This window comes from Janibacter massiliensis (assembly GCF_900289115.1).
In the GTDB taxonomy this organism is placed as follows: domain Bacteria; phylum Actinomycetota; class Actinomycetes; order Actinomycetales; family Dermatophilaceae; genus Janibacter_A; species Janibacter_A massiliensis.
The window spans coordinates 533,027-553,894 of the sequence record NZ_LT985196.1; the positions used below are offsets into that span (position 1 = coordinate 533,027).

Consider the following 20,868-nt stretch of genomic DNA (forward strand, 5'->3'; position numbering starts at 1 on the left):
TGTGGTGCAGAGTCGGCGCCCTCCGGGCTCTCCCCCTCTCTATTCGTGGGCAGCGTCAGATGTGTATAAGCGACAGCCGGGGGCAGGCGGCACCGAGGGGCCACCCGAGCCCGGGGGCGGCGGCACGCTGGCCTGGGCCGTGTGGAGGGCGAACGACCGGATCGCGCCGCGCTGCTCCATCGCGCGCAGGGCGCCGAGGACCCGCTCCCGCTCCCCAGCGTCGGCCGGGCGGCCCGTCGCCTCGAGGTAGGCGAGGACGCCGAGGTCCCGGTAGTGGCGCTCGACGTCGTTGCCGGGTCCCCCGAGAGCGCCGTCGGCCTTGTTCGCGAGGTTGTCGAGCTGCGAGCGGGCCTTGTCCATGAAACCCATGCGTCCCCTCCGTCCGGCCCGCGGCCGGGCCCGTCGTCGACGCGCCGGTGCGCGCCGGTGCGTGCGCAACCCTACGGACCGGCGCCTCGGATCACTAGGGTTCGAGGTGACCGGTCGCGCGACCGTCGCGGCCGACTGCGGACACGAAGGGGAACCAGCGGTGACGATCCACGGCAAGCTGTTCACGGACTTCAAGGAGACGGAGTCGAGGGACCAGTTCTCGCTCCAGAACAAGAAGCTCCTGAAGATCCAGATGGGGTACGGCCCGGTCTGGGCCAGGTCGGGCTCGATGGTCGCCTACCAGGGCGACATCCGTTTCGAGAACAAGGGCTCGGGCGGTCTGGGCAAGATGTTCAAGCAGGCGATGACCGGCGAGGGCGTCAACATGATGCAGTGCTCCGGCCAGGGCGAGCTGTTCGTCGCCGACATGGCCTCGGAGGTGCAGGTCATGTACCTGGAGAACGACCTGATCTCCGTCAACGGCAACAACGTCCTCGCGTTCAGCTCGTCGATCGAGTGGGACATCAAGCGGATCCAGGCCCGCGGCGCGGCGATGACCGGCGGCCTGTACAACGTCGAGCTGCGCGGCACGGGCTACGTCGCCATCACGACCAAGGGTGACCCGGTCGCCCTCGATGTGGCCTCGGCCCCGACCTTCGGTGACGCCCAGGCCGTCGTCCTGTGGACGCACGGGGTCCGCATGGACATCCGCGTCGACACCGGCGGTCTGAAGTCGATGGTCCGCGGTGGCACCGGGGAGACATTCCAGATGGCCTTCTCCGGCCAGGGGTACGTCCTCGTCCAGCCCTCGGAGTCGGTCGTCGAGGGCAACGGCCAGGGCGGCAGCGGCGGGGGCGGCGGGGCGAGCGCGCTCGGGTCGCTCCTCAGCTGACCCTGCCTAGGAAAAAAGTTCCCGGTCGGAGGCAACCAATGGCGCGTTCGTCCCGTCCTAAGGGTATGGGGACACCCGAAGGGGGAACGACGGGCGCGCCGGAGGGCGGATCCGTCGGCGGCGCGGGGGCGCCGCCCGGCCCGGCGCCGCGTGCTGACAGCGCGCGGCGCCGGCTCCGGCCGGGGGTCGGGGTCGCGTCGTTCGTCGCCGGGGGGCTGGCGGTCACGCTCGCCTCGGTGCCGATCGTCCTCGGCCTCATGGTGGTCGGCAGCGCGGAGCGGCCGACCACCGTCTTCGAGCAGTGCGAGCACGAGGACCTCACCGCGACCGGCCCGGACGGGGGTCCGGTGCGCACCGGGCTGTGCGTCCAGCACGCCCTGCGCGACCCGATCCTCGGAGTGCACCTCGACCAGCTGCGGCTCGTCGTCCGGCAGGAGGACGGCACCGAGATCCCCCGGGCCGTCACGTACGGCTGGCCGCTGCGGCGCGACGCACAGCCGGAGGTCGTGTTCGGCTCGGACACGGTCACGGTCTCCGACGGGCACGTCACCGCGACGTTCCCGCGGGTGAGCGCGGAGGACCTCGGATGAGCGCCTGGCTCCGGGGCGCGCTCGGGTTCGCCCTCGGCGTCGTCGTCGCCGTGCCGGTGGCCTACCTGGCGGTCGGTGCGCTCGTCGTCGCCGAGCTCGCGTTCCACCAGCCGCAGACCGTGTGGGAGCAGTGCGAGGGCCGCTACTGCGTCCGGCACGAGAGGGCCGACCGCCTGCTCGCGGAGGACACCGACGTCCTCGTCCTGGTGGAACCCGCCCACGACGCCCTGGAGGGCGGTCGCGCGGAGGTGCCCTGGCCGTTCCCGTACGAGGTCGGCGCTGGTGCCGACGTCGCCGGCGACCACGTCACGCTCAGCGGGGAGGACGGCACGACCGTCCGGATCGACACGGACATCCTCGACGCCGCCGCCACCCGCTGACCGACACCCCATCCGTCCACAGGCCGGGCCGGTGGGAGGATGGCCCCCATGACTGCGCAGGCTCCCGCACCCACCGACGACCGCCGCACCGACGGGGACATCATCGAGATCGCCCGCGAGCAGGTCCTCGATCGCGGGGTCCCGCTGAACCGGGAGCAGCTCATCGAGGTTCTCCGCACCGGCGACGACCGGCTCGAGGAGCTGCTGTCCCTCGCCCACGAGGTCCGGATGCGCTACCAGGGCCCGGCCATCGAGGTCGAGGGCATCGTCTCCCTCAAGACCGGCGGCTGCCCCGAGGACTGCCACTTCTGCAGCCAGTCGGGCCAGTTCACCTCGCCCGTGCGAAGCGTGTGGCTGAACATCCCCGAGCTCGTCCGGGCCGCGAAGCAGACCCGCGAGACCGGCGCGAGCGAGTTCTGCATCGTCGCCGCCGTCCGCGGTCCCGACGAGAAGCTCATGGCGCAGATGCGCGAGGGCGTCAAGGCGATCCACGACGAGGTCGACATCCACGTCGCCGCCTCCTTGGGGATGCTCAGCCAGGAGCAGGTCGACGACCTCGTCGACATGGGCGTGCACCGCTACAACCACAACCTCGAGGCGGCGCGCAGCTACTTCCCGGAGGTCGTCACGACGCACACCTACGAGGAGCGCTGGGACACCTGCCGGATGGTCAAGGAGTCCGGCATGGAGCTGTGCTGCGGCGGGCTCGTCGGCATGGGCGAGACGCTCGAGCAGCGGGCGGAGCTCGCCGCCGAGCTCTCGGCGCTCGAGCCGCACGAGGTGCCGCTGAACTTCCTCAACCCGCGCCCCGGCACGCCGTTCGGCCACCTCGAGCCGATGTCGAGCAACGACGCGCTCCGGACGATCGCCGCGTTCCGCCTGGCCCTACCCCGCACGATCCTGCGGTACGCCGGCGGCCGCGAGCTCACCCTCGGTGACCTCGGCACGAAGGACGGTCTCCTCGGCGGGATCAACGCCGTCATCGTCGGCAACTACCTGACGACCCTCGGCCGCGACCCCAAGGAGGACCTCGCCCTCCTCGAGGAGCTCGAGATGCCGATCAAGGCCCTCAACGAGACGCTGTGACGCAGCAGCACGACGCGCCGTACTGCACCAGGTGCGGCGAGCCGGAGGCCACGGGCGACCACGGCGCGTGCGAGCGCTGGCTGGCGTCCGAGGAGCCGCCGCGGTTCTGCCCGCGCTGCCGCCGGCGGATGAAGGTCCAGGTCGTCCCGCTCGGCTGGAGCGCGACGTGCTCGGTCCACGGGACGGAGCGCCAGGACCCCGCCTGACGCCCGACGCTCGCCGTCAGCCCTGCGCCGTCAGCCCTGCGCGGCGAGGTCGAGCGCCCGCTGCGCCGCCTCCCGCGCGGCGGGCACGTCCGCGTCGACGAGCGACAGACGCGTGCGCCGCTCGATGAGGTCCTCGGGCGTGAGCGCCCCCTCGGCGAGGACGCCGTGGAGCAGCTCGGCCCCGATCGTCGGGCGCCCGGGCACGACCGGCTCGCCGAGCCAGGCCGCCTGCTCCCGCAGCGCCCACACCGCCGCCGCCTCGGTCCCGTAGCGCCGCACGAGGTGCCGGGGCGCGTCGATGCGGGAGAGTGTGCGCTCGTCGGCCGCTCCGACGAGGGGGATCCGGGTCGTGCGGCACGGCTCGTCCCGGCCCAGCCGTGCGACCGCGGCGTCGACGGCGTCCTGGGCCATCCGTCGGTACGTCGTCAGCTTGCCGCCGGCGATCGTCAGCGGACGGCCGGGCTCGTCGAGGAGGAGATGCTCGCGCGAGACGTCGCTCGTCGGCATCGCACCCTTCGCCTCGGACGTCGCCGGGGTGACCAGGGGCCGCAGACCCGCGAAGCGACCGACGACGTCGTCGCGGGTCAGCGGACGCGCCAGCCCGCGGTTGATGACCGACAGGAGGAAGTCGACGTCCTCCTCCGGCACGGGCGGCGCGATGCCGTCGACGCCAGGCGCCGGGTCGTCGGTGAGGCCGATGTACGTCAGCCCACCGGTCTGCGGCATCGCGAAGACGTACCGCCCGAAGTGGTCGGGCACGGGGACGGTGAGCTGGGCCCGCAGGTCGCCGAGGGCGCTCGAGCGGACCACGAGGTGCGTGCCGCGGCTCGGGGTCACCGCCAGCTGCGGCTCGAGGTCACCGGCCCACACCCCGGTCGCGGAGACGACGACGCGCGCCCGCACGTCGATGCTGCGCCCGGTGCGCTCGTCGGTGACGGTGAGCGCGTCCTCGCGGACCTCGCTCGCGGCAGCGTGGGTGACGACGTCAGCGCCGTGGGCGGCCGCGGTCCGGGCGATCGCGGTGACGAGCCGGGCGTCGTCCTCGAGCTGGCCGTCCCAGTAGACGATGGCGCCGCGCAGCCCGTCGGGGTCGATGGACGGGGCGAGCAGGAGCGCGTCCTGCGCGCTCACACGGCGCGGGCGGGGCAGCAGGCGCGCCGGCGTCCGCCGGACCATGCGGAGGGTATCGGCGAACCGGATGCCGGTCTCGGCGAGCGCGCCCATCGCCGGCGACGTGCCCTCGTCGAGCGGCAGGAGGGTGGCGATCGGGTGGATGAGGTGCGGGGCGATCGCGGTGAGGAGGTGGTGACGCTCGACCGCGGACTCCCACGCGATGGCGATGTCGCCCTTGGCGAGGTAGCGCAGGCCGCCGTGGACGAGCTTGCTGCTCCACCGGCTCGTCCCCGCGGCGAGGTCGACCCGTTCGACGAGGGCCGTGCGCAGACCCCGGCTCGCCGCGTCGAGGGCGACCCCGGCCCCGGTCACGCCACCACCGACGACGACGACGTCGTACCGCTGCGCGCCGAGGCGGTCGAGGGCGGCCTCGCGGGTGCGCGCGTCGATGACGGTCATGGGTTCTCCTTGGTCACGGGGCAGGTGGTGCCACCGGCTGGAGGTAGCCGGTGACGACGTGGCGGATCTCGTCCTCGATCTCGGACGCGTGGCCGTGGGCCTGGACGATCGACCCGGAGACGGCGAAGGACTGCAGGGCCAGCAGGAGGACGAGGGCGGCACGGTCGGGATCGACCTCCCGGACCGAGCCGTCGGCGATCCCCCCCGTGATCCGTTCGCGCAGGTGGCTCAGGAGCATCTCGTGCGAGCGGCCCAGCCGGTCGAGGAGGTAGGGCAGGAGGATCTCGGCGTCGTGGTGCTGCAGGGCACGGAAGAGGGGGGAGGCGCGCAGGGCGGAGAGGAACCCGAGAACCTCGTCGACGAGCACCGTCAGGCGATCCGCCCCGGCGGGGATCGGGTCGGGGACCCGGACCTCGTCGAGCAGCTGTCGGAACTCCGAGACGAGGGCGGACATGACGAGGTCGTTGATCGTCCCGCCGACGCGATACACGGTGACCCGGGAGACCCCGGCCCGTCGGGCGATCGACGTCGCGGTGGCCCGGCGGACGCCGTAGGCCATGACCTCCTCACGCACGGCGGCGAGGACGAGCGCCTCGGTCGATTTCACCATGGACAACAATGTATCACCACCGTTACTCTGTTTCACATGGCCGATCTGCTGACCCACGTCATCCCTCGTTCCGTCTGGTACGGCTGGGGTGACCCGACCGAGGCCAAGCCCCTGTCGGCCGGCGCGTGGTCCGCGCTCGAGAAGGAGCTCGGCGTCTCCCCTCGCCGGGTGCCGAACCTGCCCGTGCCCATCGAGGACGTGCGGCTGCCCGACAGCCGGCTGACGGACGACCAGCGTTCGGCGGTCGCCGCCGTCGTCGGGGCCGCGCACGTGACCACCGAGCGGCGGGACCGGGTCGAGCACGCCGGGGGCAAGTCGTACCCGGACATCAAGCGCCTGCGCGACGGCGACGGTCGCAACGCCCCCGACGCGGTCGCCTTCCCCGCCGATGCCCGCGAGGTCGCCGAGCTGCTGCGCACGTGCTCCGAGGCCGGGATCGCCGTCGTCCCGTTCGGCGGCGGTACGAGCGTCGTCGGCGGCGTCGGCGCGGGCGAGGACGGTCCCGCGCCCGTCCTGGCCGTGGACCTGCGCCGGATGGACAAGCTCGTCTCCCTCGACCCCGTCTCGCGACTGGCGACCTTCGAGCCCGGCCTGCGCGGGCCGGAGATCGAGGCCGCGCTGCGCCCCCACGGGCTGACGATGGGCCACTACCCGCAGAGCCACCAGGAGGCCACCCTCGGCGGGTACGTCGCCACCCGGTCGGCCGGCCAGGCCTCGACGGGCTACGGCCGCAGCGACCAGCTCGTCGTCGGCGCCCGTCTGGCCACCCCTCGCGGCGAGCTCGTCGTCGGCAACCGCGCGCCCGCCACCGCGGCCGGCCCCCGCCTGACCGACCTCGTCGTCGGCAGCGAGGGCGCCTTCGGGATCATCACCGAGGCGACCATGCGCGTCGTCCCCGCGCCGACCGTCAAGCGCTACGCCTCGTGGGCGTTCGGCTCGTACGCCGAGGCGACGGAGGCCTTCCGCGCCCTGGCCCAGGAGCTCGGCCACGGCGTCGCGCCCGACGTCTGCCGGCTCTCGGACGCCGAGGAGACCGAGGTCTCCATGCGGCTGGCTGGCCGGGCCGGGACCGCGATGTCCGCGTACATGCGCGCCCGCGGTCTGTCGGAGCCGTGCATCTCGCTCTTCCTCTGGGAGGGCCGGGACGACAAGGTCCTCGCCGCCCGCCAGAAGGCCGCCGAGGGGCTGCTGCGCGAGCACGGCATCCGCATGCCGAAGGTCATCGCCCAGAAGTGGGAGCACGGCCGGTTCTCCGCGCCGTACCTGCGGGACGAGCTCATGGGGCACGGCGTCCTCGTCGACACCCTCGAGACGGCGACGACGTGGGAGAACCTCCACGTCCTGCACGACGCCGTCTCGACCGCGCTCCACGAGGCGTTCGCCGGCCAGGGAACCCCGGCGATCGTCCAGTGCCACGTGAGCCACCTCTACGAGGCGGGCGCGTCGCTGTACTACACCTTCCTCGCCAAGGAGGCGGCCGACCCGATCGCCCAGTGGCGCACGGCCAAGGACGCCGCGTCCCGCGCGATCATCGCCGCCGGCGGCACGATCACCCACCACCACGCCGTCGGTACCGACCACCGCCCCTACCTCGCGGGCGAGATCGGCGGGCTCGGCGTGGAGATCCTCCGTGCGGTCAAGGCGACCCTCGACCCCGAGGGCATCCTCAACCCCGGCAAGCTCATCCCCACCGACGCCGAGGTCGCAGCCGCCGAGGCCGCTCGATGACCGCGCGGTCCGTCACGCTCGTCGTCAACCCGACGGCGGGCGGTGGCCGGGCCGAGAGGCTGCGCACCCCCGTGCTCGACGCCCTCCGCTCGACGGGCTGGGACGTCACCGAGGTCGTTCCCGGATCGGCGGCGGAGGCGACCGCGCTCGCCGCGGCGGCCGGGCCCGACGACCTGTTCGCGACGCTCGGCGGCGACGGGCTGCTCGGTGCGGTCGCGTCGGGGGCGATGGAGTCCGGCGCCCTCGTCGCGCCGCTGCCCGGCGGCCGCGGGAACGACTTCGCACGGGCCGTGGGCATCACCGACGGCATCCTCACCGTCGCCAAGGGCCTGCCGACCGCCACGGAGCGGCGCGTCGACATCGGTGAGGTCGCCGGAACGCGGTTCCTCGGCGTCGCCGCCGTCGGGTACGACTCGGTCGCGAACCGGATCGCCAACGAGTCCCGGCTCAGGGGCCCGCTCGTCTACACGGTCGGCGGGGTGAAGGCGGTGTTCCGCACGCGGCCGCGGCGGTTCGTCCTCACCGTCGACGGGCGGCGCGAGGAGGTCGAGGCGTGGAACGTCGCCGTCGGCAACTCGGGTCGCTACGGCGGCGGAATCCACATCTGCCCCGATGCCGTCCTCGACGACGGCCAGCTCGACCTCGTCGTCACCGGCCGGACCTCGCGGGTCGCCTTCGCCGTGACCGAGCTGCAGACGTTCAGCGGCAAGCACGTGCACCGGCCCGGCGTCCGGTCGAGCCGGGCGCGGACCGTGCGGATCGAGGGTCCGTCCGACCTCGACGTCTACGCCGATGGCGACCCGATCGGCCGGCTGCCGGTGACGGTGACGGTGCACCGGGAGGCCGTGCGTATCCTCGCCGGGTGATCGACCCCCGGCCGCCCGATGAGCTCCTCGCGATCGACCGGGATCACGTCTGGCACCCGTACTCGTCCTCCCTCGACCCGGTGACGACACGCCTGGTCGAGTCCGCGTCGGGGGTTCGCCTCCGGCTGCGCGAGGCGGACGGGAGCACCCGCGAGGTCGTCGACGGGATGGCCTCGTGGTGGTGCGCGATCCACGGGTACGCCGTGCCGGAGCTCGACGCCGCCGCGCGCGACCAGCTCGCCTCCATGAGCCACGTGATGTTCGGGGGGCTCACGCACGCGCCCGCGATCGGCCTCGTCGAGCGGCTGCTCGCGATCACCCCGGCGCACCTGACGCGGGTCTTTCTCGCCGACAGCGGGTCGGTCAGCGTCGAGGTCGCGATGAAGATGGCCCTCCAGGCGGGTGTCCTCGACGGGCGACCGACCCGCACCCGCTTCCTCACCGTCCGCGGGGGGTACCACGGCGACACGTTCTCGCCGATGTCGGTGACGGACCCCGTCGGCGGGATGCACTCCCTCTTCCGCGGGGTCCTGCCGGAGCACGTCTTCGCTCCGTTGCCCCCGCACGCCCCGGTCGACCCCGTCACGGGCGTCCCGGTGAGCGACCCCGGCGCGCTCGCGACGTGGCGGGAGTCGGTCGACGCGCTCTTCGCGCAGCACGGGCCGGACCTGGCCGCGGTCATCGTCGAGCCGCTGCTCCAAGGAGCAGGTGGAATGCGACCGTGGGCGCCGCAGGCGGTCGACCACCTCTCCCGCCGGGCGCGCGAGCACGGCGCGCTCGTCATCCACGACGAGATCGCGACCGGGTTCTGGCGCACCGGGACCCGCTGGGCCGGCGACCGCTGCGCCGAGCCCGCGGACATCGTGTGCATCGGCAAGGCGATCACCGGCGGGTATCTCTCCCTGGCCGCGGTGCTGTGCACGGACGAGGTCGCCGACCGGGTGAGCGCGTCCGCCGGTGCCCTCATGCACGGTCCGACGTTCATGGGCAACCCGCTCGCGTGCGCGATCGCCTCGGCGAGCATCGACCTCCTCGAATCCCCGGGTTACGGCGGCACCGGTGCGGCGGGGACGGTGGCGCGGCTGTCCGCGGCGCTGCGCGCGGGGCTCGAGCCGCTGCGTGAGCGGCGCGGGGTGCTCGACGTCCGCGTGCTCGGGGCGGTCGGTGTCGTCCGGGTCGACCGGCCGGTCGAGGGGACGCTGCACGAGGCGGTAACCTCGGCCGCACTCGACGCGGGCGTGTGGCTGCGGCCGTTCCGCGACCTCGTCTACGCGATGCCGCCGTACGCGTGCACGGACGCCGACGTCGAGGTCCTCACGGCCGGGGTCGGGGCGGCCGTCGACGCCGCGGCCAGCGCTGAACGGACCGGGTCCGGGTGACCTGCGCGGGCTGCGCCGCCCGGTGCCACGGTAGGGCCGCCGTCATCGGTCCTCCGCACGGCCGTCGGCCTCCCGCTCGAACCAAGCCAAGAACAGCGCCGCGGCTTCATCGCACAGCGAGCCCAGCTCTCCCGCGGGGGTCGGCGTCGATTTCACACCAAGCGCCCACCCGTCCGTGTACCCCTTGGCAAGCCACGTCTGGCCATCGAGGAACTTGTTCACCAGCGGGATCTTGTTGGCACCTCGCGCACCACGTCCATTCCCGGCCGCCGTCCTGGCGATACGGGGGAACCTCTCTCCTGCGTCGTCCGTGACCAGTTGCTCCAGGACCCTGAGATGCTTGATCCAAGCCGGCGCCGACTCGCACTCCCTCGCGTCAGGTAAGTCGTCGTCGTCGGCAATCACCTGGACACCCACGTGATACTCGAGCCGCAGAAGCTCGCTCTCCTTCGGCATCGCCCGCCCGATCACTTGGACCTGGCCGCGAAGCTCGCGTCCGTCCGGGAGTGTCGGGGATTGCACGATGATCGAGGGCATCCCGGCGCCGTTGCGCCGGATCTCGACAAACCAGTCGGAAGGGAACAACCGCTCCGCGACCCCCTGGGCCCGGAACATGCGCTCAACAGTGAGCTTGTCGGACGGCATGTTCCGCACGTCATCGAGGGTCAAACGTGAGTCAGGCAGGGTCGCGAGGAGCTGCTCCCATGTGATCACGCAGTCGACGAGATCTGCGTGAACGCCCGCATCCTCAGCGGCGAGTACCAGCAGAACGAGATGGTCGACAACCTCCGCTTCACGCTCAAGCTGCTCGGCCGTGATCTGGTGATCGAACTTCGCCTCCAGACCAACTCGTCGCTCTTTGCCATCAGCCGCGTACACCAGCAGGACATCGATCCTTCGCTTCGACTCGCATCTGACATCGGTCAGAACCCCCAGTTCGCCGGTCGCGAGTTTCAAGCTCTCCTCGAGCAGGGCGGTTGCGTGCTCGGCGTTGTGGCGAAGCTCCGCGGCGAGAGCCCGGGTTGCCATCGGTTCACTGGTAAAGATCGAGGTCCCCACGGGACTTTGGTAGCACGGCAAGGCACAACTTGTCCCCGAATGACAAGGTCCACCGCCCCCGATCGTCGGGCTGCCGCCCCGGTCTACCGGGCCGATGCCCCGGAGCGGAATCTTGGGCCGGACGCGAGGGGTCTGACGGCACCCACGACCAATTGGACGCTTGGCCAGCGAGTGGTCAAGTCGCTCATACGCGACCTCGGCGCCTCGGCGGCGATGGCCTCGAAGATGTCGTGTCGGGGGGATCCGCCAGCCGGCAACGGCGGTCGTGCACCCGCCGCAGGTGGTGCACTGCGCGGCTTGGGCAGGCGTTTCCCACCGGATCTCGTGCCCGGGAACACGACGGCGTAGGCAAGCATCCGCGGCAACGGAGAGCACAGCGCGCTCGGATCCGCCGGGCCAGCAGCGAGGGTGGGCGTGGGCTCGATCGCAGACCGGGGGTGGGGGCGGTCTCACCCTGGCGGCGAGGGGCCGCCGGGATGCGGTGAGAGGATCGTCGGGATGATCACCGACGCGACGACCTTGACCGACTGGCTGAGCGACCGGGCGCGCGAGCGGGATGCCGCGGGCCTGCACCGCGAGACGGTCGTCCGGGGGGATGCCGGGCCGGAGCACGTCGTCGACCTCGCGAGCAACGACTACCTCGGGCTGCGGCGGCACCCGCGCGTGATCGACGCCGCCCGCGCGGCGGCGGGGTCCGGTGGTGGCGCGGGGGCCTCGCGGCTGGTCACCGGGACGCTGCCGATCCACGCGGAGCTGGAGGACCGGCTCGCGGCGCTCGTCGGGACCCCAGCGGCCCTCGTCCTCTCGACCGGCTACCACGCGAACCTCGCGGCGACGACCGCCCTCGCCGACGCCGACACCCTGATCGTCTCCGACGCCCACTGCCACGCCTCGCTCATCGACGGGATGCGCCTGTCCCGCGGATCGGTGCAGGTCGCCCGGCACAGGGACCTCGGCCACGTCGAGGAGCTGCTCACGGCGCGGGTCGGCCGGGACGGCGAGCCGCGCGGCCGGGCGATGGTCGTCGTCGAGTCGGTGTACTCGGTGCTCGGCGACGCGGCGCCGCTGGTCGAGCTGGCGGACCTGTGCGCCGAGCACGACGCGGTCCTCCTCGTCGACGACGCGCACGGGCTGGGAGTGCGTGGCGCCGACGGTGCGGGGCTCGTCGCAGGGTCGGGGATCGCCGGACGGCCGCACGTCGTCGTGACGACGACGCTGAGCAAGTCGCTCGGGTCCCAGGGCGGGGCGGTGCTCGGGACCGGGCTCGTGCGCGAGCACCTGGTCAACACGGCGCGCCCGTTCATCTACGACACCGGCCTGGCGCCCGCGGCGGCCGGGGCGGCGCTCGGGTCGCTCGACGTGCTCGCCGACGAGCCGTGGCGCTGCGCGCGGGTGCGGGAGGTCGCGGCGCGGTTGGCCGAGGTGTGCGGGGTCGACGAGCCGGCCGGGGCGGTGCTGTCGGTGCCGATGCCCGGACCGGACGAGGCGGTCGCGGCGGTGGCGGAGGCCGGTGAGCGGGGCGTGCGGATCGGGTGCTTCCGCCCGCCGTCGACACCCGACGGGATCTCCCGGCTGCGGTTCACCGCCCACGCCGGGATCACCGACGAGGACCTCGAGACGGTCGCGCAGGTCCTGGCCGGCGTCGTCGGCACGACAGGAGATGCGGCATGAGCGAGCAGGTTCCCCCCACCGGCCCGACCCTCGACACCGATGCGGCGGACGACCGGCGCGAGCTCGCGCTGCCCTCGGTCGTCCTCGTCACCGGGACGGGGACCGAGATCGGCAAGACGATCGCGACGGCGGCGCTCACCGCGCTCGTCCTCGCCCGTGGGTCGCGGGTCGCCGTGCTCAAACCGGCGCAGACCGGCCTGGCGCCGGGGGATGCGGGGGACGTCGACGTCGTGCGGTCCCTCGCGGCGACCCCGGAGACGGCGGCGCGGCTGACGACCCTCGAGCCGATCCGGGTGCCGGAGCCGCTCGCGCCCGACGTCGCCGCCCGACGTGCGGGGGTGGAGCTGCCGACGATCGCCGATCACGCCCGGACGGTGCGCTCGCTCGCGGCGGAGCACGACACGGTGATCGTCGAGGGCGCGGGCGGGTTGCTCGTGCGGCTCGACGGTCGGGGCGGGACGTTGGCCGACCTGGGGACGGCGCTGCGGTACGTCGGGACGTCGGTCGGGGTCGTCCTCGTCGCCGACCCGCATCTGGGGACGCTGAACTCGATCGCACTATCGGCGGAGGCGCTCGCCGCCCGGTCGCTCCCGCTGCTCGGGGTCGTGCTCGGGACGTGGCCCGAAGACCCGGGGCTGGCGGAGACGACGAACGTGGAGGAGATCCCGTCGGTGGCCGGCGCTCCCCTGCTCGGCCGCATCCCCACGGGAGTGGGCACCCTCGAACCCCAGACCTTCACCACCCAAGCCCCCACCTGGCTCACGATCCGCTGACCCACCGCCCGCTCGTCCCTCCTCGCAATTGCGCGCGCAATTGCCATCTGCGCGCCGAATATCGCGCGCAGATGTCAGCGATGACGCGCAGATCGTCGACCGGCGGGGGCGACCGTCGTCGTTCACATCCCACGAACCCCCGAACCCACCACGCCCGATCCACGAATCCCCGAGACCACCCAGGAGCACCCCGTGAGCGAGCCGTACCGCGTCTGCGTCGTCTGCACCGGCAACATCTGCCGGTCGCCGATGGGTGAGTTCATCCTTCGTGAGCTCTTCGAGGAGGCCGGTCTCGGGGACCGCGTCGTCGTCGACTCCGCGGGGACGACCAGCTGGGAGGTCGGCAACCCGGCGGATCCTCGGACCCTCGCGGTGCTCGAGCGGAACGGTCACGCTGACTTCGGCGGCCGCGAGCACGTCGCGCGGGCGTTCGAGCACGGGTGGCTCGCCGAGCGTGACCTCGTCCTCGCCGCCGACCGGGGGCACGCGTCCACCCTCCGCTCCTACGCCCGAACCCCCGAGGACGCGGCGAAGGTCCGACTCTTCCGCTCGTTCGACCCCGCTGCTGGCGAGGACGCCGAGATGCCCGACCCCTGGTACGGCGACGCAGCCGCCTTCGACCAGACGTACGCGGAAGTGACCGCCGCCGCCCGCGGGGTCGTCGACTTCGTCCGCGACGACCTCGACCGACGAGGCTGACCCGACGCGGCATCCGTTACGCCGGTCACAGCCGCGTGCCCGGCTGAGGCTCACCCCCCACCCCGACCCGGGCGCGCCGAAGGCCCCGGACCATGAGGTCCGGGGCCTTCGGGGTTCACGTCACCGCATCAGCGGCGGGTGGGTGGTGCGTCGTGGTTCACGCGCCCGTGATCTTGCGGCCGGCCTTGTCGAGCCAGCTGTCGCCCTCGCGGGTGTAGCCACGGCGCTCGAAGTCGGCGTCACGGTCCTGGACGTTCGAGTAGCGCGTGCGCTCGCCGCCCTCGTGCTCGATCTCGATCTCCTCGTGCGAGACGTCGGCCGTGACCTGCTGGTTCTCCGTGACGGTCCGCTTGTCGAGACCGACACGCTCGACGTCGACGACCTCCTTGTCGACGACCGCGCGCTCGGCGGACGTCGTGGCCTCGATCGTCTCCTCGCGGAGCTCGCCGCCGGTGCGACCGTCGGCGATCGGCTCGCGGACGACCTCCACCTCCTCGCGCTCGACCGGGACGTTCACCGTCTGCTGCTCGGTGACGACGTGCTTGCGGAGGCGGACCTTGCCGCCCTCGACGCGCTCCTTGCCGACGTTCAGCTGCTCCTCGCGGCGGACGACCGAGTCACCCTCGACCGCCCGGTCGCGGTCGACGTCCACGTCGGCAGCAGCGGCGCGGTCCACGTCGACGTCCGTGCGGGTGTTGTCCATCGAGTAGTAGCGGTAGAGCTCGTCCTGCTCAGCCTCACCGATGTGACCGTCGTCGTCGACGTTCGGAGCGTCCTTGACGAAGTCCTTGGTGTACGGGACGCGGATCTCGGAGCCCGAGATGTTGGCGCCGTTCAGCGGGATGAAGGACTCCTTGTTGCCGAAGAGGCCCGTGTTGACCGTCACCCAGGTCGGCTGGTCCGTGACGTCGTCGAGGTAGATCTGGCCGACGGAACCGATCTTGTCGCCGTTCTGGTCGACGACGGTGCCGTTCTGGACCTCATCCAGGTTGAAGTTCATGCTGTTCTCCTTCGAGTAGGTGACGCCTGTGCAGCGCCCTCTTCCGGGGGCAGTCCTTCAGCTGAAGCGCGGTGCCGCTGCCACTGTCGTGGCCCCGACGGGGCGATCAGTCATCCCTGAACATACCTTGCACAACGCGTTCGTCAAACCCTCGACAACGATCAGTTCTCGGCGGTGCCATCCCCGGGCAGGTGGAGGGGCAGGGACATCCGTGCCGAGGGGCCGTCGAACCCCGCTCGCTGGTAGAGGCTCCGGCCCTGCTCGGTCGTGTCGAGGAAGACCTCATCCGCCCCGACCGTGCGGGACCAGCGGACGATCTCGTCGACGAGCGCCGCGCCGTGGCCGTGGCGCCGGTGGTCGGGGTGGACAACGAGGTTGCCGAGCCGGACGACACGACCCGAGGGTCGCTCCGGGCGGACGATGCAGCACTCGATCGAGCCCGACCCCACGGCGACGAGGCCCTCGGGGGTGATGACGACGGGGAAGCACGCCCGGTCGGGACGGTCGACCAGCCCGCCGAACCACGCGCGGGCCCGGCCCTGCCAGCCCGGCGTCGCCGTGCCATCGACGAGAAACAACATCTCCCACAGCTCGAGGATCGACTCGAGGTCGGAGGACACGGCCAGCCGCATCCGCCCCCCGCACACCTGGCTCATGACGGACATGCTGCACCGCCCACCAACATCGCGGGCCCGGCGGGCTCCGGACCACGGCGAGCACGCGCCCGGGACAGGGGTCGCCCGAATGCGGCGGAGGACCGGGGAGCCTAGTGCCGTTCTGACCCCTGCGGACGATTTCCCTCCGGTAGGTTGGCAAGTCACCGAGCCCCCACACGTAGAGGCAGGTCGTTCGTGCAGGTCTTCGATGTCCGAGAGAAGGTCGTCACCGACTACCGAACCTTTACCGAGGCGTCGGTGAGCCCTCGGGCGCGGGACATCCGGGCCTTCCTCGACCTTCAGGCCCAGGACGGCGCCCAGTGGCCGGACCCGTGGATCAGCCTGAACCCGAGTTTCCGGGCGGGCGGTTCGATCGAGGACCTCGTCGCCCAGGGCCGCCTGCACCCGGACACCGCCCCGATCTTTCGCATCAAGAACCCCGGTAGCGACCCCGCGGGTGAGCCGCTGCACCTCCATCAGCACCAGGCGGACGCCATCGATGCCGCGCGCGCCGGCGGGTCGTACGTCCTGACGACCGGCACGGGGTCGGGCAAGTCGCTCGCCTACATCATCCCGATCGTCGACCACGTGCTGCGGTCCCGCGTGGCCGAGGGGCCTCGCCGCGGGGTCAAGGCGATCATCGTCTACCCGATGAACGCGCTGGCCAACTCGCAGATGGGCGAGCTGGAGAAGTTCCTCGACCACGGTTTCCCCCCTGGCCAGGCGCCCGTGCGGTACAAGCGATACACCGGGCAGGAGGGCGAGGACGAGCGCGCCGCGATCCTCGCCGATCCCCCGGACATCCTCCTGACGAACTACGTGATGCTCGAGCTGGTTCTCACCCGGCCGAAGGAGCGCGACTCGCTGGTCGCCGCCGCGGAGGGGCTGCGGTACCTCGTCCTCGACGAGCTCCACAGCTACCGAGGCCGCCAGGGCGCGGACGTCGCGCTGCTCATCCGACGGGTTCGCGACGCCTGCCGTTCCGAGCAGCTGGACGTCATCGGCACCTCGGCGACGATGGCCACCGGCAAGCGGGCCGAGCAGGCGGCCGAGGTGGCGAGGACCGCGAGCCTGTTCTTCGGGGTGGAGGTCCCGCCTGAACGGATCATCGGCGAGACCCTGGTTCGGTCCACCACGGGGGACGCCTCCGACCGTTCAGCCATCGTCGAGGTCATCGACGAACCCGACCTCCTCGACCGCCTCGACTACGACGCCCTCGCCGCGCACCCGATCGCCGCGTGGGTCGAGGACCGGTTCGGGCTCGACGGCGAGAGCGACCCGCCGCACCTCGTTCGCCGTCGCCCCTCTCGGATCGAGACCGAGGCCCGGGTCCTTGCGTCGCAGACGGGGCGCGGCGAGACCGCCTGCGGAGAGGCGCTGCGCCGGACCCTGCTGCGGGGGTCGAACGTGGCGCACCCGCGCACCGGTCGGCCGCTCTTCGCCTTCAGGCTGCACCAGTTCCTGTCCAAGGGTGACAACGTCTACTCGACCATCGAGCCCGAGGGTGCGCGCACGCTCGTCGGGACCTACCAGCTGCGGTCCCCGCAGGACCATGGCGCGGCGCTCCTGCCCATGACGTTCTGCCGCGAGTGCGGCCAGGACTATCTCGTCGCCGACCTTCGGCCCGATGCGGACGGCACCTGGGTCGCAGCCCGTCCCGGCGTCGGGGACGACCCGTCGCGGATGCAGCGCGGATACTTGTACCTGTCCCGGGGGGACGACTTTCCCTGGCCGGAGAACCCCGTCGTCAGCAAGCGCCTCCCGGCCGACTGGTTCGAGACCGTGGACGGGCAGGATGTCGTTCGGAAGAACTACGAGCAGCACCTTCCCCGGACGGTGCGCGTCCGCAAGGACGGATTGATTGACGACGAGGGACAGCTCGCCTGGTGGGTTCCCTCACCCTTTCGCTTCTGCCTGCGGTGCACGACCTCGTACACCAACGTCCGCGGGAACGACTACCCCCGCCTGGCGACCCTCGACCGCGAGGGCCGGGCGAGTGCCATCACGGTCATCGCGACCAGCCTGCTGCGCACGCTGCGTGAGCTTCCCGACGAAGCTCTCGACCCCCGGGCGCGCAAGCTGCTGACGTTCGTCGACAACCGGCAGGACGCTGCCCTGCAGAGCGGGCACTTCAACGACTTCGTCCTCACGGCGCAGCTGCGGGGGGCGTTGGTCAGGGCGCTGGAGCACTCGGCCGACCACACCCTCGACCACGAGGCGGTCGACTCTGCGGTGTCCGAGGCCCTCGCCCTGGACTTCGAGGAGTACGCGCTCTCGCCGGAGGCGGTGTACTCCGCACGCGAGCGGGCCGAGTCGGCGCTCCGCCGGGTGGTCGGGTACCGCGTCCTCGCCGACCTCAAGGTCGGCTACCGGCTGACCATGCCGAACCTCGAGCAGACCGGCCTGCTGGTGGTCGATTACGCCGATCTCGACCTCGTCGCGAAGGACGACGCGATGTGGCGCGGGTGCGATCCGATGCTCGCCGACGCTCGCCCGCAGCAACGCGCCGAGTGGTGCCGGGCTCTCCTGGGGGAGTTCCGCCGGGAGCTCGCGGTGTACGCCGCACCGCTCACGGGTCAGGGGTGGGACCAGCTCCAGAGCGCCTCGCGCCAGCATCTCACCGGGCACTGGGCCCTCGCAGAGAACGAGCAGCCCGCATCGACCTCGCGCGTGATACCTGGCAGCCCGCCGAAGGGGCGACGCAAGGGAGCGGAGCACGACGACAAGTTCCTGGGGGGGCGTAGCGCGTTCGGTACGTACATCGCGCACGAGCACAACGAGGTCCGCGGGACGCGTCCGTCGGTCGAGGACCGGGTCGGCCTGATCCGCGACCTCTGCAGCGTGCTCGCCCGGGCGGGCATCCTCGTCGAGGTCGGCGACCAGAAGGGCGGACCCGGGTACCAGCTGAACGCCGGAAGCGTGGTGTGGCGGCTGGGCGGCGGGAAGAAGGGGTATGTCGACCCGGTCCGGGTGCACATCTACGCGGAGCACGCGAAACGGGTCAACCCGTACTTCGTCGAGCTGTACCGGGACGTCGCAGCGTCGCTGAAGGGCCTCCGGTCGCGGGAGCACACCGCTCAGGTGCCTCCGGCCGAGCGCGAGGAGCGCGAGCACGAGTTCTCCGAGGCGAAGCTCAACGCACTCTTCTGCTCCCCGACGATGGAGCTCGGGGTCGACATCAAGTCGCTGAACGCCGTCGCCCTGCGGAACGTCCCGCCGTCACCGGCCAACTACGCTCAGCGCTCCGGCCGCGCCGGGAGATCTGGCCAGCCGGCGCTCGTGACGACGTACTGCGCGACGTTCAGCGCCCACGACCGGTACTTCTTCAACCGGCCGGAGCAGATGGTCGCCGGGGTCGTCCAGCCGCCCCGGCTCGATCTGGCGAACGAGGCGCTCCTGCGCAGCCACGTGTACGCGATCTGGCTCGCCGAGGCGGGGGTCTCCCTCCCGGCGCGGATCCCGGACCTGCTCGAGATGGACGACATCGACATCCTTCCGATCGACCGCGACCTCCGGGCGGACCTCACCCGTCCCGACATCGCGCCCCGGGCGGTTGCGCGCGCCGAGAAGGTCGTGCGCGCGGCGCGGACGTCGTGGGGGTCGGGGGATGCCGACTGGTGGTACGAGGAGTGGGTCTCGGACGTCATCTCCCGGGCGGAGACCGAGCTCGACGAAGCCCTCGAGCGGTGGCGCATCCTCTACCGCGCGGCCTACCGGGAGCACGAGGCGCAGTCGAAGCGGGTGCGTGACCACGCGACCGACCACGCGGGGCGCCGTGATGCCGAGGCCCGGCAGCGGGAGGCGGCCGGGCAGCTGCGTCTGCTGTCGAACGAGGACCGCGACGGCGGCCAGACGGACTTCTACACCTACCGCTACCTCGCGTCGGAGGGCTTTCTGCCGGGGTACTCCTTCCCCCGCCTGCCCCTGGCTGCGTACATCCCCGGCATGACCCGGAACGCCGGGGACTACATCCAGCGGCCCCGGTTCCTCGCGATCTCCGAGTTCGGGCCAGGTGCACTGATCTACCACGAGGGCGCGCAGTATCAGGTGTACCGCGTCGAGGTACCCCGGGGCGCCGACGGCGTGACGACGGAGTCCGCCCGCACCTGCGAGGCCTGCGGCTACCACCACCGGGTCGAGGTGGGGACGGATCGGTGCGAGCTGTGCGGTGCCGAGCTCGGCGACGAGACCCGCGGCCTGCTCGAGCTGCGCACGGTCTTCACGAAACGACGCCACCGGATCAGCAGCGACGAGGAGGAGCGGCGGCGCCAGGGGTACGAGCTCCGGACGACGTACCACTTCACGCAGGGGCCGTCGGGACGCTCGCATCACGACGCGTCCGTGGCCGGGGAGTCGGGTCCGCTCCTGGAGCTGACCTACGCCGACTCGGCCACCGTCCGGGTGACCAACCTCGGCCCCAGACGCGCCGCTCACGGTGACAAGGGCTTCATCCTCGATCCCCGGAACGGCCGGTGGCTGCGGCAGTCCGACGAGAACGGGGACGACGACGCGCTCACCGATCCGGGGACGGTGGAGCGCCCCATCCGTGTCGTGCCGTACGTCCACGACCGGCGGAACATCGTCATCGCCCGGTGGGCGGAGGAGCTCACCCCCACGCAGGCCGTCACCCTGCGCCACGCGCTCGAGCGCGGTATCGAGGTCTGCTTCCAGCTGGAGGACTCCGAGCTGTCGTCGGAGGCGTTGCCCGACCCGGACAACCGAGGGCGGCTGCTCCTCACCGAGTCGTCAGAGGGAGGCGCGGGCGTGCTCCGTCGCCTCGTGTCCGAGCCGGATGCGGTCGCCCGCGTCGCCCGGGCCGCCCTCGACCTGCTCCACTTCGACGACCGAGGGGGCGACCTCCGCCGGGCGCCGACGGCGACCGAGGACTGCCAGCTCGCCTGCTACGACTGCCTGCTCGGGTACAACAACCAGCCCGACCACGCGCTCATCGACCGTCACAGCATCGTCGACCTGCTGCTGGCGCTCGCCGGGGGCTCGACCGCTGCCCAGGGGGACGCCACGCCGGGCGCAGCGGGTGTCGCGGACGCCGCTGACCTCGACAGGTTGACCAGCTACGAGCAGGAGCTGGTCGGGTGGCTCGAGCAGCACGGCCACACGGTCCCCATGTCGTTCGGGATGCGCGTGGGTGACATCCGCGTCCCGATCGTCTACCCGGACCACGCAGCGGTCTTCGACCTGCGCGATCCCGATGCTGCCGGGTGCGCCGATGCCCTGGAGGATCTCGGGTGGACCGTGGTCCGGGTCCGCGGCACGGACGAGCTGGCGAAGACGGTGCCGACGCTGTCGTCGGTCTTCGGGGCAGGACGATGAG

Annotated in this window: 18 protein-coding genes; 12 read left to right on the forward strand and 6 right to left on the reverse strand. The window is 72.2% G+C overall.

The window, feature by feature from the left end; translation table 11 throughout:
- Positions 1-39 precede the first annotated feature (39 nt).
- The gene (locus tag DAA34_RS02675; protein ID WP_106817501.1) at positions 40-369 is read right to left on the reverse strand and encodes a hypothetical protein; all 330 of its coding nucleotides are present in this window, start codon (positions 367-369) and stop codon (positions 40-42) included.
- 160 nt (positions 370-529) lie between these two features.
- On the opposite strand from DAA34_RS02675, the gene DAA34_RS02680 reads away from it, so the two are divergent.
- From DAA34_RS02680 to bsaP, 5 genes are all read left to right on the forward strand, one after another.
- Complete coding sequence (locus DAA34_RS02680; protein WP_106819720.1) at positions 530-1,261, forward strand: AIM24 family protein; 732 nt, start codon at positions 530-532, stop codon at positions 1,259-1,261.
- 236 nt (positions 1,262-1,497) lie between these two features.
- Positions 1,498-1,851, forward strand: coding sequence for a hypothetical protein (locus DAA34_RS02685; RefSeq protein ID WP_158707566.1), 354 nt, complete (start codon positions 1,498-1,500; stop codon positions 1,849-1,851).
- Positions 1,848-2,231, forward strand: a complete 384-nt coding sequence (locus DAA34_RS02690; protein ID WP_106817503.1) for a hypothetical protein — start codon at positions 1,848-1,850, stop codon at positions 2,229-2,231. Before DAA34_RS02685 ends, DAA34_RS02690 begins: the two co-directional genes overlap by 4 nt.
- A gap of 48 nt (positions 2,232-2,279) precedes the next feature.
- Positions 2,280-3,317 (forward strand): biotin synthase BioB, encoded by a 1,038-nt coding sequence (bioB, locus tag DAA34_RS02695; protein WP_106817504.1) that lies wholly within the window; start codon positions 2,280-2,282, stop codon positions 3,315-3,317.
- Positions 3,314-3,523, forward strand: coding sequence for a biotin synthase auxiliary protein BsaP (gene bsaP, locus DAA34_RS02700; protein ID WP_106817505.1), 210 nt, complete (start codon positions 3,314-3,316; stop codon positions 3,521-3,523). The genes bioB and bsaP overlap by 4 nt, the downstream gene beginning before the upstream one ends.
- A gap of 30 nt (positions 3,524-3,553) precedes the next feature.
- Here bsaP and DAA34_RS02705 read toward each other — a convergent pair whose 3' ends face one another.
- Both DAA34_RS02705 and DAA34_RS02710 read right to left on the reverse strand, forming a co-directional pair.
- Complete coding sequence (locus tag DAA34_RS02705) at positions 3,554-5,095, reverse strand: glycerol-3-phosphate dehydrogenase/oxidase (protein WP_106817506.1); 1,542 nt, start codon at positions 5,093-5,095, stop codon at positions 3,554-3,556.
- A gap of 13 nt (positions 5,096-5,108) precedes the next feature.
- A complete protein-coding gene (locus DAA34_RS02710) occupies positions 5,109-5,705 on the reverse strand; it encodes a TetR/AcrR family transcriptional regulator (protein ID WP_106817507.1) in 597 nt (198 codons plus the stop codon).
- Between the two features lie 36 nt (positions 5,706-5,741).
- Here DAA34_RS02710 and DAA34_RS02715 point away from each other — a divergent pair, with 36 nt between their 5' ends.
- Genes DAA34_RS02715 through bioA form a run of 3 tightly spaced genes read left to right on the forward strand, consistent with a single transcriptional unit; the run spans position 5,742 to position 9,678 of the window.
- Entirely contained in the window at positions 5,742-7,433 is a 1,692-nt protein-coding gene (locus DAA34_RS02715) for an FAD-binding oxidoreductase (RefSeq protein ID WP_106817508.1), read from the forward strand.
- On the forward strand, positions 7,430-8,299 hold the full coding sequence (locus DAA34_RS02720) for a diacylglycerol/lipid kinase family protein (protein WP_106817509.1): 870 nt from the start codon (positions 7,430-7,432) through the stop codon (positions 8,297-8,299). Before DAA34_RS02715 ends, DAA34_RS02720 begins: the two co-directional genes overlap by 4 nt.
- Positions 8,296-9,678 (forward strand): adenosylmethionine--8-amino-7-oxononanoate transaminase, encoded by a 1,383-nt coding sequence (gene bioA / locus DAA34_RS02725; protein ID WP_234354076.1) that lies wholly within the window; start codon positions 8,296-8,298, stop codon positions 9,676-9,678. Before DAA34_RS02720 ends, bioA begins: the two co-directional genes overlap by 4 nt.
- 42 nt (positions 9,679-9,720) lie before the next feature.
- Here the strand turns inward: bioA and DAA34_RS02730 are convergent, their stop codons facing one another.
- Positions 9,721-10,737 (reverse strand): hypothetical protein, encoded by a 1,017-nt coding sequence (locus DAA34_RS02730; protein WP_106817510.1) that lies wholly within the window; start codon positions 10,735-10,737, stop codon positions 9,721-9,723.
- Positions 10,738-11,235: 498 nt separating this feature from the next.
- Between DAA34_RS02730 and DAA34_RS02735 the strand changes: the two genes are divergently transcribed.
- From DAA34_RS02735 to DAA34_RS02745, 3 genes are all read left to right on the forward strand, one after another.
- Positions 11,236-12,408 (forward strand): aminotransferase class I/II-fold pyridoxal phosphate-dependent enzyme, encoded by a 1,173-nt coding sequence (locus tag DAA34_RS02735; protein ID WP_106817511.1) that lies wholly within the window; start codon positions 11,236-11,238, stop codon positions 12,406-12,408.
- On the forward strand, positions 12,405-13,181 hold the full coding sequence (gene bioD, locus DAA34_RS02740; protein WP_106817512.1) for a dethiobiotin synthase: 777 nt from the start codon (positions 12,405-12,407) through the stop codon (positions 13,179-13,181). The genes DAA34_RS02735 and bioD overlap by 4 nt, the downstream gene beginning before the upstream one ends.
- 192 nt (positions 13,182-13,373) lie before the next feature.
- Positions 13,374-13,880 (forward strand): low molecular weight protein-tyrosine-phosphatase, encoded by a 507-nt coding sequence (locus DAA34_RS02745; protein ID WP_199847405.1) that lies wholly within the window; start codon positions 13,374-13,376, stop codon positions 13,878-13,880.
- Between the two features lie 157 nt (positions 13,881-14,037).
- Here the strand turns inward: DAA34_RS02745 and DAA34_RS02750 are convergent, their stop codons facing one another.
- Both DAA34_RS02750 and DAA34_RS02755 read right to left on the reverse strand, forming a co-directional pair.
- The gene (locus DAA34_RS02750; RefSeq protein WP_106817513.1) at positions 14,038-14,880 is read right to left on the reverse strand and encodes a DUF2382 domain-containing protein; all 843 of its coding nucleotides are present in this window, start codon (positions 14,878-14,880) and stop codon (positions 14,038-14,040) included.
- 161 nt (positions 14,881-15,041) lie between these two features.
- Positions 15,042-15,536, reverse strand: coding sequence for a GNAT family N-acetyltransferase (locus DAA34_RS02755; RefSeq protein ID WP_158707567.1), 495 nt, complete (start codon positions 15,534-15,536; stop codon positions 15,042-15,044).
- 195 nt (positions 15,537-15,731) lie between these two features.
- Here DAA34_RS02755 and DAA34_RS02760 point away from each other — a divergent pair, with 195 nt between their 5' ends.
- On the forward strand, positions 15,732-20,867 hold the full coding sequence (locus DAA34_RS02760; RefSeq protein ID WP_106817515.1) for a DEAD/DEAH box helicase: 5,136 nt from the start codon (positions 15,732-15,734) through the stop codon (positions 20,865-20,867).
- Position 20,868: the final 1 nt, after the last annotated feature.

Excerpts from the sequence above, each read along its gene's own strand:
- DAA34_RS02675 (WP_106817501.1), bottom strand. The coding sequence starts at position 369 with ATGGGTTTCATGGACAAGGCCCGCTCGCAGCTCGACAACCTCGCGAAC.
- DAA34_RS02690 (WP_106817503.1), top strand. The coding sequence starts at position 1,848 with ATGAGCGCCTGGCTCCGGGGCGCGCTCGGGTTCGCCCTCGGCGTCGTC.
- bioB (WP_106817504.1), top strand. The coding sequence starts at position 2,280 with ATGACTGCGCAGGCTCCCGCACCCACCGACGACCGCCGCACCGACGGG.
- DAA34_RS02705 (WP_106817506.1), bottom strand. The coding sequence starts at position 5,095 with ATGACCGTCATCGACGCGCGCACCCGCGAGGCCGCCCTCGACCGCCTC.
- DAA34_RS02710 (WP_106817507.1), bottom strand. The coding sequence starts at position 5,705 with ATGGTGAAATCGACCGAGGCGCTCGTCCTCGCCGCCGTGCGTGAGGAG.
- DAA34_RS02715 (WP_106817508.1), top strand. The coding sequence starts at position 5,742 with ATGGCCGATCTGCTGACCCACGTCATCCCTCGTTCCGTCTGGTACGGC.
- DAA34_RS02720 (WP_106817509.1), top strand. The coding sequence starts at position 7,430 with ATGACCGCGCGGTCCGTCACGCTCGTCGTCAACCCGACGGCGGGCGGT.
- DAA34_RS02735 (WP_106817511.1), top strand. The coding sequence starts at position 11,236 with ATGATCACCGACGCGACGACCTTGACCGACTGGCTGAGCGACCGGGCG.
- bioD (WP_106817512.1), top strand. The coding sequence starts at position 12,405 with ATGAGCGAGCAGGTTCCCCCCACCGGCCCGACCCTCGACACCGATGCG.
- DAA34_RS02750 (WP_106817513.1), bottom strand. The coding sequence starts at position 14,880 with ATGAACTTCAACCTGGATGAGGTCCAGAACGGCACCGTCGTCGACCAG.
- DAA34_RS02755 (WP_158707567.1), bottom strand. The coding sequence starts at position 15,536 with ATGAGCCAGGTGTGCGGGGGGCGGATGCGGCTGGCCGTGTCCTCCGAC.